Source organism: Aminobacter anthyllidis (assembly GCF_018555685.1).
Taxonomy (GTDB): Bacteria; Pseudomonadota; Alphaproteobacteria; order Rhizobiales; family Rhizobiaceae; genus Aminobacter; species Aminobacter anthyllidis.
Map to the genome: position 1 here is coordinate 665,119 of NZ_JAFLWW010000003.1, position 16,138 is coordinate 681,256.

Annotated in this window: 18 protein-coding genes; 12 read left to right on the top strand and 6 right to left on the bottom strand. The window is 64.6% G+C overall.

Features of this window, described 5'->3' with window-relative positions; all coding sequences use genetic code 11:
• The first annotated feature begins 80 nt into the window (after nucleotides 1–80).
• The 5 genes from J1C56_RS12780 (at nucleotide 81) to J1C56_RS12800 (ending at nucleotide 4,940) form a co-directional block, all read left to right on the top strand.
• Entirely contained in the window at nucleotides 81–506 is a 426-nt protein-coding gene (locus J1C56_RS12780) for a DUF3775 domain-containing protein (protein WP_214389640.1), read from the top strand.
• A gap of 105 nt (nucleotides 507–611) precedes the next feature.
• Nucleotides 612–1,568: an extensin-like domain-containing protein gene (locus J1C56_RS12785; RefSeq protein ID WP_214389641.1), complete on the top strand. Its 957-nt coding sequence runs from the start codon at nucleotides 612–614 to the stop codon at nucleotides 1,566–1,568.
• A gap of 122 nt (nucleotides 1,569–1,690) precedes the next feature.
• Entirely contained in the window at nucleotides 1,691–2,692 is a 1,002-nt protein-coding gene (locus J1C56_RS12790; RefSeq protein ID WP_246591329.1) for an extensin-like domain-containing protein, read from the top strand.
• 137 nt (nucleotides 2,693–2,829) lie between these two features.
• Nucleotides 2,830–3,534 (top strand): LssY C-terminal domain-containing protein, encoded by a 705-nt coding sequence (locus tag J1C56_RS12795; RefSeq protein WP_214389643.1) that lies wholly within the window; start codon nucleotides 2,830–2,832, stop codon nucleotides 3,532–3,534.
• Between the two features lie 95 nt (nucleotides 3,535–3,629).
• The gene (locus tag J1C56_RS12800; protein ID WP_214389645.1) at nucleotides 3,630–4,940 is read left to right on the top strand and encodes a hemolysin family protein; all 1,311 of its coding nucleotides are present in this window, start codon (nucleotides 3,630–3,632) and stop codon (nucleotides 4,938–4,940) included.
• 67 nt (nucleotides 4,941–5,007) lie between these two features.
• On the opposite strand, the gene J1C56_RS12805 is transcribed toward J1C56_RS12800, so the two are convergent.
• Nucleotides 5,008–5,613: an NADPH-dependent FMN reductase gene (locus J1C56_RS12805; RefSeq protein WP_214389646.1), complete on the bottom strand. Its 606-nt coding sequence runs from the start codon at nucleotides 5,611–5,613 to the stop codon at nucleotides 5,008–5,010.
• A 102-nt stretch (nucleotides 5,614–5,715) separates the two neighbouring features.
• Here J1C56_RS12805 and J1C56_RS12810 point away from each other — a divergent pair, with 102 nt between their 5' ends.
• Nucleotides 5,716–6,084, top strand: a complete 369-nt coding sequence (locus tag J1C56_RS12810; RefSeq protein ID WP_214389648.1) for a winged helix-turn-helix transcriptional regulator — start codon at nucleotides 5,716–5,718, stop codon at nucleotides 6,082–6,084.
• Between the two features lie 445 nt (nucleotides 6,085–6,529).
• Here the strand turns inward: J1C56_RS12810 and J1C56_RS12815 are convergent, their stop codons facing one another.
• Nucleotides 6,530–6,922, bottom strand: coding sequence for an acyl-CoA thioesterase (locus J1C56_RS12815; protein WP_184766904.1), 393 nt, complete (start codon nucleotides 6,920–6,922; stop codon nucleotides 6,530–6,532).
• A gap of 181 nt (nucleotides 6,923–7,103) precedes the next feature.
• Here J1C56_RS12815 and J1C56_RS12820 point away from each other — a divergent pair, with 181 nt between their 5' ends.
• From J1C56_RS12820 to J1C56_RS12835, 4 genes are all read left to right on the top strand, one after another.
• Nucleotides 7,104–8,720 (top strand): GMC family oxidoreductase, encoded by a 1,617-nt coding sequence (locus tag J1C56_RS12820; RefSeq protein WP_214390266.1) that lies wholly within the window; start codon nucleotides 7,104–7,106, stop codon nucleotides 8,718–8,720.
• 178 nt (nucleotides 8,721–8,898) lie between these two features.
• Nucleotides 8,899–10,110: a mandelate racemase/muconate lactonizing enzyme family protein gene (locus J1C56_RS12825; RefSeq protein ID WP_214389650.1), complete on the top strand. Its 1,212-nt coding sequence runs from the start codon at nucleotides 8,899–8,901 to the stop codon at nucleotides 10,108–10,110.
• A gap of 8 nt (nucleotides 10,111–10,118) precedes the next feature.
• A complete protein-coding gene (locus tag J1C56_RS12830; RefSeq protein WP_214389653.1) occupies nucleotides 10,119–11,030 on the top strand; it encodes an NAD(P)-dependent oxidoreductase in 912 nt (303 codons plus the stop codon).
• Between the two features lie 111 nt (nucleotides 11,031–11,141).
• Nucleotides 11,142–11,363 carry a DUF6500 family protein gene (locus tag J1C56_RS12835; protein WP_214389655.1) on the top strand — a complete coding sequence of 74 codons (222 nt, stop codon included), beginning with the start codon at nucleotides 11,142–11,144 and terminating at the stop codon, nucleotides 11,361–11,363.
• 266 nt (nucleotides 11,364–11,629) lie between these two features.
• Here J1C56_RS12835 and J1C56_RS12840 read toward each other — a convergent pair whose 3' ends face one another.
• Both J1C56_RS12840 and J1C56_RS12845 read right to left on the bottom strand, forming a co-directional pair.
• Complete coding sequence (locus J1C56_RS12840; RefSeq protein ID WP_214389664.1) at nucleotides 11,630–12,568, bottom strand: diacylglycerol/lipid kinase family protein; 939 nt, start codon at nucleotides 12,566–12,568, stop codon at nucleotides 11,630–11,632.
• Between the two features lie 225 nt (nucleotides 12,569–12,793).
• Nucleotides 12,794–13,456: a hypothetical protein gene (locus J1C56_RS12845; RefSeq protein WP_214389666.1), complete on the bottom strand. Its 663-nt coding sequence runs from the start codon at nucleotides 13,454–13,456 to the stop codon at nucleotides 12,794–12,796.
• A 152-nt stretch (nucleotides 13,457–13,608) separates the two neighbouring features.
• Here J1C56_RS12845 and J1C56_RS12850 point away from each other — a divergent pair, with 152 nt between their 5' ends.
• Nucleotides 13,609–14,013, top strand: a complete 405-nt coding sequence (locus J1C56_RS12850) for a glycosyltransferase family protein (protein WP_214389668.1) — start codon at nucleotides 13,609–13,611, stop codon at nucleotides 14,011–14,013.
• Nucleotides 14,014–14,153: 140 nt separating this feature from the next.
• Here J1C56_RS12850 and J1C56_RS12855 read toward each other — a convergent pair whose 3' ends face one another.
• Nucleotides 14,154–14,396, bottom strand: coding sequence for a DUF1344 domain-containing protein (locus J1C56_RS12855; RefSeq protein WP_067959585.1), 243 nt, complete (start codon nucleotides 14,394–14,396; stop codon nucleotides 14,154–14,156).
• Between the two features lie 463 nt (nucleotides 14,397–14,859).
• Here J1C56_RS12855 and J1C56_RS12860 point away from each other — a divergent pair, with 463 nt between their 5' ends.
• A complete protein-coding gene (locus J1C56_RS12860; protein ID WP_246591330.1) occupies nucleotides 14,860–15,117 on the top strand; it encodes a SemiSWEET family sugar transporter in 258 nt (85 codons plus the stop codon).
• Between the two features lie 9 nt (nucleotides 15,118–15,126).
• Here the strand turns inward: J1C56_RS12860 and J1C56_RS12865 are convergent, their stop codons facing one another.
• Complete coding sequence (locus J1C56_RS12865) at nucleotides 15,127–16,074, bottom strand: DUF3137 domain-containing protein (RefSeq protein WP_214389672.1); 948 nt, start codon at nucleotides 16,072–16,074, stop codon at nucleotides 15,127–15,129.
• Nucleotides 16,075–16,138: the final 64 nt, after the last annotated feature.

Here is a 16,138-nt window from a genome sequence, read left to right on the forward strand (position 1 = left end):
CACACCGCGAACATCGAGGCAGTGACGTTGCCGCCAAATGCGCTATCATCAGTCGGGGGGAAGGCAACAGGAGCACGCTCGTGCAGCAGCGGCGCGAAAAAGAGTGGGACCTGACCATTGGCCCGGACACCGTCCGGCTGTTCATCCTCAAGGCCAAGGCCATCAGTGCCGGCGTCAACGAGGATTATGAGGACGGCGCCGAGCACGAGGTCGAATATGACGGCGACACCCACGACAACCATCGTCACGACGGGCTTGCGGAGGAAGAGTCCGAAAACCTCACCGAAAAGGAACTGCGCGGCCTGATCGCCGACCTCAATGTCGACCAGGCCGCCGAACTGGTGGCGCTCGCCTGGGTCGGGCGCGGCGACTACGACGCGGCGGAATGGCTCGACGCGGTCAATGAGGCGCGGCAGCGTGGCAACCGCCGCACCGCCAAGTACCTGCTGGGCATGCCGATGTTGGGCGACTGGCTCGAAGAAGGGCTCGAGGCCTTGGGCGCATGAGCCGGCGCTTGGCCGCATCCGGCTGATGACAGCGCCGTCACCGAATTTGATCGGGTCCCCGGCGCGCCCTTTGCAACCGCATACCGCCAGCGACGTTGACTGGCGATGCACACATGCAAGTCTCGCCTGCTTTCCCTGATCCTTGTCTTGCCGCTGGCGTCTTTCGCAGCGCTCCCGCATGGCTTTGCCGAAGCGGTCAAGCCGCAGTTGCCCGATCGCGCGCCGGTGCCGCAGGCCGCCCCGGCGCCGGCCATTCCCGAAGCATCGCCTGTGCCGCCGCAGCCCGAGCAGGTGTCGATCCCCAGGCCCGAGCCACGCCCTGACCAGCCGCCCAGCCGGGAGATGTTCGGACCGCCGATACCGGACGCTCCAGCGAAAGCCCAAGCGGTACCAGCCTCCATCCCGATCCCGCCGTCCCGTCCTGATGGTACAGAAGCACAGCCCGGCCGCGAGATGTTCGGCCCGCCGGCGCCCAAAATGCTGCCCGACAAGCGCTCGAACGTTGCGCGTCCGGCAATGATGCCGATCGAGGAGACTGCCTGCCGCACACGCCTGAAGGTGCTCGGCGCCCAGTTCGAGGAATCCGCGCCGCAAAGCGACGCGGAGGGTTGTGCCCTGCCCTTTCCGCTCAAGCTGAAGCGGCTCTCCCTGTCGATCGACATCGAGCCCGACGCCGTCATCAATTGCGCCACCGCCGAAGCCTCGGCCCGCTTCGCAACGGCTGTCATCGCGCCGGCTGCGAAGGCGGCCTTCGGCGACGATCTTACGGCGGTCAGCCAGGCCTCGGCCTATGTCTGCCGGCCGCGCAACGGCACCAAAAAGCTGTCCGAGCATGCCTTTGGCAACGCCCTCGACATCGCGCGCTTCACGCTCGCCAAGGGCACGGCCATCAACGTCGAGCCGGCCCCGCCGGAGCAGAACGCGAAATTCCTCAATGACGTGCGCAAGGCCGCCTGCGGACCGTTCAAGACCGTGCTCGGCCCCGGCAGCGATGCCGACCACGCGCTGCATTTCCACTTCGACCTCGCGCCGCGGCGCAATGGCGGCACCTTCTGCCAGTAGCCCGCGGCCGTGGCAGCCGCCCGCCAGTGCCGCAATTCAGCCCCATCCGTAAACGCTGGCGCTGATCTTTCCTTTACCCTTGGCAGCTAGGCTTTGTTCTTCAAGGGGACAGGAGCCTTCGCATGGCCGCAGATTCGCGCGCCACCATCCCGGTCGGATCGCCGCGTGGGTCGCGCCAGCGCGCGCTGCTGCTCGCCACCGCCCTGGTCGCGGCTGGCCTCGGCCTAACCTCCTGCACATCGGGCGACGTCTTCGCGCTCCAGCCCGCCGTCGATGTCGGCTCGCAGACCGCGTCCTTGGGCCCTGTCGAAGCAGCCCCCGTGATGGTCGATCCGCAGTCCGACCCGGCACTGGTCGCCCAGGCAGATCCGGCGATCGAACCGACGCTCGATGCGCAGGCAGCGCAGTTCGAGGAGATTCAGCCTGACGCACCGCAGCCGGTCCAGACCGCCTCGCTCGCCCCCGCCCAGGGGCGCGGCATGCAGACGCTGGTGCCGTCCAACCCCTATATGGTCGCCTATCCCAAGCTCGATGACCCTTCAAACATGCCGCAGACCGCGCCGATGCGGCCCGCCGTCATGCCGGCGGACGAAGTCGATTGCCGCAGCGACCTGAAGAAGCTCGACGTCACCTATCGCGACCTGCCGCCGATCCGCGACGGTGCTGCCTGCGGCATCGACTACCCGGTCAAGGTTTCGGCCATCGGCTCGGTGCAGATGAAGCCCGCCGCCACCGTCACCTGCCAGATGGCGGCCAGCTTCGCAGCCTGGACCAAGCGCGACCTGGTGCCGGCAGCGCGCCTGCGCTACTTCTCCGGCGTCAAGACCATCCACCAGGGCTCGAGCTATTCCTGCCGCAAGATCGCCGGCTCGCGCACGCTGTCGGAACACGGCAAGGGCAATGCGCTCGACATCATGCGCATCGAGCTCAACAGCGGCCGCGACATCGATGTCGAAAAGCCCGGCCTGTTCGCCTTCCGCACGCGCGGCTTCCTCAACACCATCCGCGCCGACGGCTGCAGCTATTTCAACACCGTGCTTGGCCCCGGCTATAATTACGACCACCGCAACCATTTCCACTTCGACATCAAGCAACGCCGCAACGGCTATCGCGCCTGCCGCTAGGCCATTTTTCCGGCCAAAGGCACGATGCGTTTTGTAAAAGTTACTGCTAATACTTATTTTGCTAATGCAACCCATGGTCTGTTCCGAGTTCCGATGCGCGCCGCAAATCTGGCGCGGACCATCGGCAGCGGGGTTTGATGATACGGGGAAAGCTGCACCGACAGGCAGCCCTGTGGTTCGCCGCTCTATGCGCGAGCTATCTCGCGCTCGCCTATTTCGCAGCCCCTGAATTCTGGTCGTTCCGTTTCCTGCGCGACGGCCTCAAGCCCGAGGCGCTGCTGACCACCACCGAACAAGGCATCCCAGGCGACCCCATCAACGTCGGCCTTGTCGGCACCGAGCAGGACGTCATCGCCGCTTTCACCGCCGCCGGCTGGGCCCGCGCGGATCGTTTGACGGTGAAATCCGCGGTTGAAATCGGTGAAAGCGTGCTGCTCGACCGACCTTATGCCGACGCGCCCGTCAGCACGCTGCTGTTCAATGGCCGGCGCCAGGATCTCGCTTTCGAAAAGCCTGTCGGCGAGAGTCCAGACGTCCGCCACCACGTTCGCCTGTGGCTGACGTTCACGCCGGGCTCTGACGGGCGGCCAACCTGGTACGGTGCCGCGAGTTTCGACCGCGGCGTCGGCGTCAGCCACGACACCGGCGCGATCACCCACCACATCGGGCCGGACATCGATGCCGAACGCGATTCGCTGATCGGCGACCTGACCGCTGCCGGACATATCGAGTCGGTGAAGACGATAGCAGGCATCGGCCTGACCAAGACCGGCCGCAACGGCGAAGGCGACCCCTATTTCACCGATGGAAAGGTGCTGATGGCGGTGCTTGTGCCGGACTGATGGCGCCAGCCTCACCCCCTGTACTACCCCAGGGGAAGAGTATTTTTGATGCCGTCTTTCCGAAGGGGCTTGAGCAATGCTATGCAGCGACCATCATGTTATATGCTGAAATCGGTATCGTGGTCGTCCTCATCTGCGTGAACGGCCTTCTGGCAATGTCCGAACTTGCCATCGTTTCTTCCCGCCCGGCCCGCCTCAAGGCGATGATCGACCGTCACGTCAAGGGTGCCGGCCGCGCGCTCGAGCTCGGCGCCAACCCGGGCAAGTTCCTGTCGTCGGTGCAGATCGGCATTACGCTTGTCGGCGTGCTTTCCGGCGCCTTTTCCGGCGCCACGCTCGGCCAGCGTCTGAGCACCGTGCTTACTGCCAACGGTGTGCGCGACGGCCTCGCCGATGCCTTCGGCGTCGGCATCGTCGTTGCCGTCATCACCTATGGTTCGCTGATCATCGGCGAACTGGTGCCCAAGCAGATCGCCCTGCGCGATCCCGAAGGTGTCGCCGTCCGTGTCGCGCCTGCCATGTCGCTGCTCGCCAAGATCGCCGCCCCGCTGGTCTGGCTGCTCGACATTTCCGGCCGCGCCGTACTGTGGCTGCTGGGCCAGCGTGGCCAGAGCGAAGAAAAGGTCACCGACGAAGAGATCAAGATGCTGGTTGCCGAGGCCGAGCACCACGGCACCATCGAATCCGATGAGCGCCGCATGATCGCCGGCGTCATGCGCCTGGGCGATCGCGCCGTGCGCGCCGTCATGACCCCGCGCACCGAGGTCGACTGGATCAACCTGCAGGCCGAAGAGACGGCCACCCGCAAGCTCCTGATGGAAACCCAGCACTCGCGCCTGCCCGCCGGCGAAGGCTCGGTCGATGCCATGGTCGGTGTCATACAGACCCGCGAACTGCTTGCCTCGCTGCTTGCCGGCCGCGCCTTCGACCCGCGCAAGCATGTCCGCACCGCGCCGATTGTCCACGACCAGGCCGATGCGCTCGACGTGCTCGCCACGCTCAAGCAGTCCGACGTGCCGATGGCGCTGGTCCACGACGAATACGGCCATTTCGAAGGCGTCGTCTCGCCCGCCGACATTCTCGAAGCCATCACCGGCGTATTCCGCTCCGACCTCGACGAGGACGATGTCGACAACGCCGTCCAGCGCGAGGATGGCTCATGGCTGCTCGCCGGCTACATGCAGGCCGACGAGATGGCCGACCAGCTCGGCATCGACCTGCCGGAGAACCGCGACTACGAAACCGTCGCCGGCTACGTTCTCTCGCACATGCACCATTTGCCCGCGACCGGCGAACGCGTCGACGCGCAAGGCTGGCGCTTCGAGGTCGTCGATCTCGACGGCCGCCGCATCGACAAGGTGCTGGCGTCGCGCCTGCCCGGCACCCACCGCGAGCCGGTGCGGTAACGCGGCATGAAAAAGGGCGGCTCTGAGCCGCCCTGAAGTTCCTTGGGAGGAAACTGGCTGAAGCTGCTCAGGCAGCCTTGGCTTCTTCGTTGAGCACGTCGGCCTCGCGCGCGATCTTCAGCGCCTTGGCCCACCAGGCGATCTCCTCGATCAGCCCGTTTGCCGACTGGTTGAGATGGTCGAAGTCGGAGAGCTTCTTTTCGCCCTGGCGCACGGCCAGGAAATCGGCCCACACGATGTGCACGGCAGCCTTGGTCGGCGCCATCTGCAGTTCCACCGCATGCATGCGCAGCTGCTCGACGGCACGTGCGCCACCGACGCCGCCATAACCGACGAAGCCGGCCGGCTTCTTGTTCCATTCCTTGGCGGCGTAATCGAGCGCGTTCTTCAGCACCGCGGTAGGCCCATGGTTGTATTCGGCGGCGGTGAAGATGTAGCCGTCGAACTCGGCGACCTTCTTCTGCCAGCGCTGGGCGACCTCGTTCTGCGACGGCACCCAGGCGGACGAGGCGACCTCGTCGAAGAAGGGCAGCGGGAAATCTCTCAGGTCGACGATTTCGACCTCGATATCGGCGTGGGATTTTGCGATCTTGGCAATCCACTCCACCGGCGTGTCGGCGAAGCGGGCGGCGCGTGTCGAGCCGACGACGATGGCGATCTTGGGCTTGGACATTGAAGGAACCTTTCGGGCGTTAGTATCGAGGCGATACTGGTAACTAATGGATACCCACGCTATATAGGTGACTGAAAAACACGTGCACAAGGAGGCACTTTTTTGATACCGAGGCACCCGCACCGCACCGAGGATTGCCGCGCCGTCAGCGATATCCTGCAGCGCGTCGGCGACAAATGGACCGTGCTCGTGGTCGGCAAGCTCGGCGACGGGCCGATGCGCTTCAACGAGCTGCGCCACGCCGTCGGCGGCATTTCGCAAAAGATGCTGACCACGACACTGCGCGGGCTCGAGCGCGACGGCTTCGTCACCCGCACCGTGTTCCCCACGATCCCGCCGCGCGTCGACTACGAGCTGACCGACCTCGGCCGCGAGCTTCTGGTCCCGGTGTTCGCGCTCGGCGAATGGGCGCGGCTCAACCAGGGCCGCGTCGCCGAGGCCCGGACGAAGTTCGACGCGACGGTCGAGTGAAGTCGCCTTGGCGAACATGATGTTGCCCGGCGCAGTCTTTCGGCTGGTTTAGTGTCAGGGTGACGGCCAGAGACGGCGCGAACACCTGGACCGTCTCTGGCTTCTCCAACGTCACGGCATGGATTCCCGACACTCTCCGCTCCCTACGGTCGCTCGCGAGGTCGGGAATGACGGACCGCGGGGAGACATCTCGGCAAATCTCCGGCCGCGATTTGCGGTGATGGCACTGTCAGCTCGTCATTCCCGACCTCGTGAGCGAGCAACGCGAGCGGAGAGTGTCGGGAATCCATGCCGTGACGCAAATCCCGCTTGATACGGTGCCAGTGTCGAGCCAACTCACAGCCATGAGCCCGACAGGTCCATTCCTCATCCTGAGGTGCCAGCCCGGCACAAGGTCAAAAGTTATCGATGGCTTTCGCGGGCGAGCCTCGAAGGACGCACGCCTCTATTCAGCCGGCACCGGCTTCGGCTTGCCCTGCCCGTCCAGCGCCACCATGACGAAATCGGCGTCGGTCACCTTCTCCATCATGTCGGAGAGATAGCGCTGCGCCCAGGCCTCGACCTTGAGCGTCATGGAGGTGCGGCCGACGCGGTCGACATGGGTGTAGATGCACAGCGTGTCGCCGATCTTCATCGGCTTGGCGAAGGCCATTTCCTTGACCGCCGCCGTCACCACGCGGCCGCGGGCGCGCTCGGCGGCGCGGATGCCGCAGGCAAGGTCCATCTGCGCCATGACCCAGCCGCCGAAGATGTCGCCGGCGGCGTTGGCATCGGCCGGCATCGCCAGCGTCCTCAGCGTGAGTTCGCCCGTCGGCTGGCCATCGGCATACTGAACCATCGTCTTTTCCCTGAACCGTTCTGCTCCCCACCCGTAACTTTGCGGCAGCAGTCGCGTCAACGCCGCATCTGTTGCATCGCCCGGTCGCATTTTTCACAGGCCATGCCGTAACCGGCGCCGAAGCCTGTCGCCGAGGCGATAGTGTGGCCGCATCGAGGAATTCCGATTGGCCGCTATCAGCATGCAGACGTACGATTTCATTGTTGTCGGTTCAGGCTCCGCCGGTTCGGTGGTGGCCGAACGGCTGTCGGCAAACGGACGCCACTCGGTGCTGGTGCTCGAGGCCGGCGGCACCGACCGCCGCTTCTTCGTCCAGATGCCTCTGGGCTATGGCAAGACCTTCTTCGACCCCGAAGTGAACTGGAACTACGCCGCCGAGGCCGACCCCGGCCTTGCCGGCAACAAGGATCACTGGCCGCGCGGCAAGATCCTGGGCGGCTCTAGCTCGATCAACGCCATGGTGTGGATCCGCGGTGCGGCGGAGGATTTCGACGCCTGGCGCGACGCCGGCAATCCCGGCTGGGGTTTTGACGACCTGCTGCCGGCCTTCAAGGCGATCGAGGACAACCAGGCCGGCGGCACCGACCTGCGCGGCACCGGCGGGCCGATCCACGTCACCGACAACAGCAAGAACGTCCATCCGCTCACCCACCGCTTCCTGGCGGCAGCGCAAGCGGCTGGTCTTCCCCTGATTCAGGACTTCAACGGTGAGTCCCAAGAGGGCGTCGGCGTTTATCAAATCACCACCAGGGATGGTCGCCGCATGTCAGCCGCGCGCGGCTTCCTGCGCCCGGCAATGAAGCGCGCCAACGTCCGCGTCGAAACCAATGCACTGGCCACGAAAGTGCTGTTCGAAGGCACGCGGGCCATCGGCGTCGAGTATCTGCAGAACGGCGTGAAGAAGACGGCCCGCGCTGGCCGCGAGGTCATTCTCTCCGGCGGCTCGGTCAACACGCCGCAACTGCTGCAGCTGTCGGGCGTCGGGCCAAAGACCCTGCTCGGCGACCTCGGCATTCCGGTCGTCCACGCCTCCGAACAGGTCGGCCGCAACCTCCAGGACCACCAGGGCATCAACTACACCTGGAAGGCCAAGGTACCGACCCTCAACCAGGTCCTGCGCCCATGGTGGGGCAAACTTCTGGCCGGCATGCAATATCTCGCGCTGCGCACCGGCCCATTGTCGATGAGCATGAACCAGGGCGGCGGATTCTTCCGCTCCGACGCTGGTCGCGACCGCCCCAACATGCAGCTCTATTTTCAGGTCTTCTCGACCGTGCTGCCCAAGGCCGGCGAGCGTCCGATCCTGTCGCCCGATCCCTTCCCCGGCTTTTCCATCGGCCTGTCCAACTGCCGCCCGTCGAGCCGCGGCGAGATCATGATCCGCTCCGCCGATCCGATCGTCCACCCACGCATCACGGTCAACGCTTACTCGACCGACACCGACGTCGCCGAGATGCTCGATGCGGTAAAATTCCTGCGCCGGCTGGCCGCGCAGTCGCCCATATCAGACATCATCGCGGAAGAGGTTTTGCCAGGCCCGTCAATCACTTCCGACGCCGACTTGATTCAGGATTTCCGCAAGCGCTCGGGCACCGTCTACCACCCCGTTTCGACCTGCCGCATGGGCCCGGACCCGGCGACGTCAGCGGTCGACCCGCGCCTGCGCGTCCACGGCATATCAGGCCTGCGTGTCATCGACGCCTCGATCTTCCCCGACAACATCACCGGCAACACCAACGCCGCCTCGATCATGACCGGCTGGAAGGGCGCGGAGCTGGTGCTGGAGGATGTGGAGTGACCAGTTTCGAACGCCTGCGCAGCCCCTCACCCTTACCCTCTCCCCGTGAAGGACGGGGAGAGGGGGCGCCAGCGTTACGGCCAGCCTCCTTCTCCCCGTTCTTACGGGGAGAAGGTCCGGCAGGGGATGAAGGGCAGCGCCTGACGTCAACAGCTTCACGCTACCGGGAGGAACCCGCATGAAGATCACCGACGTCAAGACCTTCGTGGTCAACAACCCGCCGCCCGGCATCGGCGGCAAGTACTTCATCTTCGTCAGGCTCACGTCAGAAGGTGGCGTGGTCGGCTACGGCGAGGCCTACAACGCCACCTTCTCCGCCCATGTCACGGCGCGGATGATCGAGGACATGGCCGAGCGCTATCTGATCGGCCAAGACCCGCACGACATCGAAAACCTGTTTCGCCGCTGCTACTCCTCCGGCTTCACCCAGCGGCCCGACGTATCGGCCATGGGCTGCTTTTCGGCGCTGGAAATGGCCTGCTGGGACATCATCGGCAAGGAAGCCGGCCAACCGGTCTACAAGCTGCTTGGCGGCCAGGTGCACGAGACGCTGCGCTCCTACACCTATCTCTACCCGCATACGGGCAGCGTCCACACCGAGGACGTCGCGCCGAAGAATGTCTACAACGACCCCGACATGGCGGCCGAATGCGCGGCGCTTTATGTCGAACAGGGCTTCGACGCGGTGAAGCTCGACCCGGCCGGCCCCTGGACCGCCTTCGACGGCCACCAGCCCCGGCTGATCGACATCGACCTGTCGGCGCGCATGATGAAGGCCATTCGCGAGGCGGTCGGCACCCGCGCCGACATATTGTTCGGCACGCACGGCCAGTTCACCGCCTCGGGCGCGCTGCGCATGGCGCGCGCCATCGAACCCTACGATCCCTTGTGGTTTGAGGAGCCGGTGCCGCCAGACATGCCCGAGGTGATGGCCCAGGTCGCGCGCGGCACATCGATCCCGATTGCGACAGGTGAGCGGCTGACGACAAAGTTCGAGTTTGCGCGGGTCATCGAAAACCGCGCCGCCACCATCCTGCAGCCCGACCTCGGCCGTTCGGGCGGCATCCTCGAGACCAAGAAGATCGCCGCCATGGCCGAGGCCTATCACATCCAGGTGGCGCCGCACTGCTATTGCGGGCCGATCGTCGGCGCCGCCAACATCCAGCTCGCCGTCACCTTGCCCAACTTCCTGATCCTCGAATCGCTCAAGCAGTGGGACGGCTTCCACGCCACGCTGCTGAAGAAGAAGATCGAATGGCAGGACGGCCACGTCATCCCCTCGAAGGAACCGGGCCTCGGCGTCGAGCTCGACGAGGCGGTGTGCGAGGCCAATCCCTATGACGGTCCCCACCTGCACTTGCAGATGGTGCAGACCCCGTTGATGCCTTGAGCAAGACCATGCCGCTTGCCTACGCTTTCATCGGCCTCGGCCATCTCGGCGCCAACCTTGCGGCATGCCTCGTGCGCGGCGGCTTCGAGGTGATCGTCTACGACCGCAATCCCGAGGCCGTCGAACGTCTCGCCGCTTTGGGCGCGGTCGCCGCGACAGGCCCGGCCAACGCCGCCGCCCGCGCCGGAAACGCCATCACTTGCCTGCCCTCGCCGAAAGTCAGCGAGGCGGTGCTGACAGGCCCTGATGGGCTGCTCGCCGGCCTGCCCAAGGGCGGCACCTGGATCGAGATGTCGACCAACGGCCGCGACGAGATCCTGCGCCTTGCCGACCTTGCTGTCGAAGCCGGCGTCTACACGCTGGAATGTCCTGTCACCGGCGGCGTGCATCTCGCCGCCGAAGGCCGGATCACCGCACTTGTCGGCGGCGACGCCGCGCTCTACCAGCGCCACCGTCCCGCCATCGAAGCCATGTGCGCCCGCGCCTTCCTGATGGGCCCGATCGGCTCGGCGGCGGTGATCAAGGTCATCACCAACATGCTGGCCTTCATCCACCTCGTCGCCGCCGGCGAGGCGCTGATGCTGGCCAGGAAGGGTGGCCTCGACCTTGCCCAGGCCTACCACGCCATATCGGCCTCCTCCGGCAGCAGCTTCGTCCACGAGACCGAGAGCCAACTGGTGCTCAACGGCTCCTACGACATCGGCTTCACGATGGACCTGGCGCTCAAGGATCTCGGCTTCGCGCTCGACATGGCGCGCGAAGGCGGCGTCCCGCTCGACCTCGCCGCCCGCGTCGCCGCGATCTTCGAACAGGGCAAGGCGGCTTACGGCGGCGACGCCTGGTCGACCATGATCGTCAAGCTCTTGGAGGATGCGACCGGCACCGACCTGCGCGCGCCGGGCTTCCCGGCCAAACTTTAACAGCGGAAGCGCTCCTTACCCTCCCCACAAGGGGGACGGTAAACGCACGACCTGCCCTTTGACACCCGCCTCAGCTTGACTTAGCTCTCGCCACATACGAGAGGAATCTCCATGCGGCCGAGCCTGCGCACAAAAATACTCGATGTCTGCGCGCGCAAGATCGCGTCCAAGGGTCCCGATGTCGGGCTGTCCTTCTACGCCTTCTTCGCCAACCGCAACGACGATCCGGAGCTTCTGATGGAGGCCGCGGAATGGTGGATCCGCACCCACAAGCTCGATCATTTCGAAAAGGCAACGAAGATCGAAGCGATGGTCAGGGCGATGGAGGCCTGAGCGGGTTGCCCGACGAATTGCCCCTCACCCTTACCTCTTCCCGCGAAAAACGGCGAGAGGGAGGGCGTCAGCGACGCGGCCCCTCATCTTTCACTGCCCCCGGAGCGGCTGTCATGCGTCTCATGGTACGGCGAGGCAGCGCCGACGTTGCCGCATGTCCCTTCTCCCCGTTTACGGGGAGAAGGTGCCGGCAGGCGGATGAGGGGCGGCGCAAAGAAATCAGGCACATACGCCGACCTCCCGACTCTCCTTGTTAGCCCCTTGAATCAGCACCTCACCTGCAGCGCCTTCGCCATCATCTCGTAGGTTGCCGGAATATGCCCCGGCGACTCGCCGTCAATGTCGACGAGCGCGGCATTGGCCAGCGGATCGCCCATCGGCTCGACCGCCACCTTGCGCCCACGCATAATGGTGATCGCGGGATGGTTGCGGTGGCGCCCGCCATAGAGCAGGCGCAGGTCGAGGATCAGCTTGAGCTTGCTCGCGGCACGCAAGATGACGATGTCGAACTGCCCGTCGTCGGGCACGGCATCCGGCGCGATCATCATGCCGCCGCCGAAGAACCGCTCGTTGGCCACCGCCACCAGCGCCACCGTGGCCTCGACCGGCTCGCCGTCATCGACGGTGATGCGCACATCCTGGAAGCGGTAGCGAACGAACTCGATCACCGTGCGCCAGAAAAACAGCGCCTTGGCCGGTACCCAGCGCTTGCGCCGGTCGTTGTTGACCGCCCGCACCGTCGCCCCCGACATGCCGAGGCTCGCGATATTGACGAAATGCCGGCTCGCCAGCCGGCCATGGTCCTCGACGAAGGAGATGCGGCCGGCGTCGATCAGACGGTCCCGGCCTTCGGCGATGCGCGCGATCGCCGCCTGGATATCGAGCGGAATGCCCATGCCGCGGGCGAAATCGGAACCGGTGCCACAGGGCAACACACCGAGAATGGCCGCCTCGCCCGTTTCGGCCTGCATCTGCAAAAGCCCGTCGGCAACCTCGCTGATCGTGCCGTCGCCGCCAGCCGCAACCACCAGCCCGCAGCCAAGCGCCACCAGGTCGCGGGCAAGCACCGCGCCGTCGCCCGGCTCGGTCGTCTCGCGAAACTCGACCTCGCCGAAGCGCTGCGTCAGCGCTGCCGCAACCTCGGTCCAGTGCGTGTCCAGCCTGCCGCCGCCGGCCACCGGATTTCTGACGACGCCGACCTTCACGAACGCACCCTCCCCGGCAGCATACGCGCCACCGCCTCCGCGCTTATTGTTAGCCGCACGGGCAAATGCGCAAGGGGGTGAACCAGGGGCTCGCTGACTTTCCCCAGACGTTCGTCTCCCGGTATCCCCGGGATCTCGGCAGGAGCCACGCTCGCCGACCTCAACGGCTGGCTACCGCAATCATCGGCGGAGGAACGTCTTGGCAATCGCCGTCAGGCCGGCATGCTATTTCGTGCACTTTTCCAGCGAGGCGGCGCTGAGCATCCCAATCGCGCAGTCCGGGCCGATGGCATTCACGGAGATCACGGCAAAGTTCAGGGGCGCAGCGTGCACCTCCCCACTGTGGTTGATGACGACGACGAGAGATGGCGGCCCCAGATTGACCTCACATTTGTACATGCCGGTTTTGCTTTGGGTTGGATTGCCATCGCGATCTATCGAGCCGTCGAAATCGACGAAGCGCTGCTTGTAGCTAACAACAGAGGACTTCCCCGCCTCAACCAACGTCGGACTGATCGAGTCAAAGGCCAGTGTTCGGTCGGATACTTCGATGCTCGCGCAATTCAGCGCAGGTCTCAGGGCGCCTGGCTGCTTGCCTATGTTGGTCACGGACAGGCTCAGCAAATCGTCGCCAAAGTATCCGTCCCCCTTCTTCACCAAACCAGTCGTGTAGCTGCCAGCGACCGTCAGGTTCGGACTGCCAGGAAAGAGCATTTGCTTGATTGTCGGGCCGACGGTGCCGAGCACCGAAAGCAATGCAATCAACAGCGATAGCGTCAGGGTGGAAATATTGAAATACTTGCGCCACCCCTGCCAGTTCTTGCACTCGTTGCAGAGTATCTGACCGTCCTCGATGTGGCTTCTGCACGCCCAACATGGTTCCGCCATGGCCCCCTCCACCAAAACACAACCTTAGATTACATAACTGTAACAACCTAAGGCCTTCGACCACAGCCACCATCATGCCATGATTGCGGCCAACTGGCGCCGCGATCTGAGCGGAGAAATCGCAGCGTCAACAATCCCTGAGGATTCGGACCGTGATCAAGTCTGCCCTTGTCGCCATGACCATCGTCGGCTGCGACTGCGATGCCAAGCTTTGCGAATATATCGGCGAGACGCCGGCACAGTGGACCTCCGTCGCCGACTGCGAGGCGGCGATGAAGAGCCGCATCCTGCGCGAAGGCAACCATGCCTATCCGCTGGTGACGGGCATCTGCCGCACCACCACTTTCGCTGACCCGCAGCTCGCGGCGGCTCCGGCGGTCCAGCCCGAGGTTCTGCCCGCCGCTTATGCCGGCACCAGCGAAGACGATGGCTCCGTGCTCTACCGCACTGCCAATGGCTACGCGCTGGTTCGCTCGGGGCTTGACCGTTTCGCCGACGGCACGCTTGCGGTGGCGAAGCGCTCGTCCAGCTGGCTTGCCGCCAACATCGGCTTCTGAACACATCCGGTGGCATGAAAAATAGCCTACCTCAAAAGAGGCCGGCCACAGTTTGGTTTGCGTCGTGGAAGGGTGTCAAGAACGTCACCCGCCCTGCCCGGCGCATGGCAGTGCCGGCAGGGCGAGCTTGCAATTCGGTGTTACGAAGCCGCTTCGATCGCGGTCACGGCGCCGGTCGTGTCGTCCACGGTCACCTTGACCTTGGCGCCGGCAGCCAGGCCGTCGACCTTGAGTGTTTCGGGGATGACATAGGTCTTGCCGTCGTCGAGCGTGATCGAGCGTGTCGCCGGGTCGACCGACTGGACTGTGCCCTGGACTTCGGCGGCATAGGCGGCACCGATGAAAGCGAGCGAAGCGACGGTCGTTGCAAGGATCTTGTTCATGTCTGGTACTCCCGTTCTGGTCTGTCCGGGCTGGCCCCACCCTCGTAGCAAGGCCCGCCGAACGAGATGGAGACTGACCGGCGAAACGGCTCGACGCAAATCACGTTGCGTGAAATTATCGAACAGAATCATAGGCTTATTTCCGCCGCATTTGGCCGCAACCACCCCATCGCCGGCTGCTTCGGCACCTCCCCGATATTGCTTTGGCCCTTGGCAGGCATGCGTTGGCAGGCGTCACACCACTGTCATCGCCTCGCCACCCCAAGGCCGGATTCCGGAACGGCCGATCACGAAACGCCTTTCGACGTCGACGCGGAGAGATTTTTTCCGCTCGGGCTGCCACCCTCCCGCGACGTTTTGCGCCGTCGTTTCGTTGGGCCAGCACGCTCCATCCGCTTCACAGTCGCCAGTGATTCTGGCATAGCTCGCGCCGCACGATTTGTGCTTTTGGGAAGCTCCCGCCTTGAACCCCCTGTTTGAAATCGTCGGCGCCGTCGCCGCTGTCCTGACCACGCTGTGCTGGTTGCCGCAGATCGCCAAGATCCTGCGCGAGCGCAAGACCAGCGACATCTCGCTCGGCACCAATGCAGCGCTTGCCACCGGCATATCGCTATGGATCGTCTACGGCGTGGCGCTCGGCTCGCTGCCGGTGATCCTGTCGAACTCGGTCACGCTGCTCTTCATCCTCGCCATCGTCGGGCTCAAGCTGCGCTTCGGCTGACCTGAGGTTTCAAGACCCGATCTTGCGCACCAGCGAGGCCGTCGCCAGGATCGTCGCCATGTCGGCGATCATCGGCTCGATATGCGCCTTGTAGTCGAGCGCCACGTTTGACGCCGGCAGTTCGAAAAAGTCCTTCTTGTGCGGCAGCAGCAGAAAGCCGTCCTTGCCCGACAGCGCAATCCGCGCCGGCTCGCCCGGCCAGGCTTCCTTGAGCCAGGTCAACGCCTGGGCCATCTGCCCCGACACCAGCGGCTGCGCCGCCGCGACATTGTCGCTGCGGAAATCATAGGCCTCGTCCAGCGCGCCTCCGGACCTGATCTCCTCCATCCCGCCGAACATTTCGCGGAAGAAGCCCATCACGGTATTGGTCTTGAGCGTTGCCACCAATATGCCCGGAAACGGCTTCGCCATGTCGAAGGCGACGATGATACCGTCGAACAACGTGACGTCGGACTTCTCCACACGCCGCCATGCCGCGGTCTCGTAAAGCTCGAAAGTGAAGCCCTCGTATTTGCCCGAGATGATGTCGTCGAACTGGCTGTCGCTGTAGTCGCCGATCGTTTCGCGCGGCAGCTTGGCGAAGGTCGCAGGCACGTCGCCCTTGCCGAGCCGCATGTTCTCGATGAAGCCGAAGACGATCGGCAACAGCTTGTTGCGGAATGAGGCGTTGGCAAGCTCGACCGGCTTAACGGCCCGGAAATAGGCGAAGAACGCCGCCACGAATACCGCCGCATAGAGGTAGACATGCGGCGTCGATACCCAGACCTCGGCGGGATCAGCGGCGAGATTGAAAATCAGCGCCAGCACAAGCACCGCAACGATCAGTCCACCGAGATAGAGCGGCACCCGCCACCACGTCGAAAGCCTGATCGCATCGCGCTCGGCCTGATAGGCCTCAAGGTCTTTCTTGATACCCGCGATCGCCGCCTCGTCGGGCATGAAACCAGCTGCGCTCATATGTGCCCCCATGGCGCGCCGAAATCGTGCCGCCCGCTCGTCGGATGATAACGGCTTTTCGCCA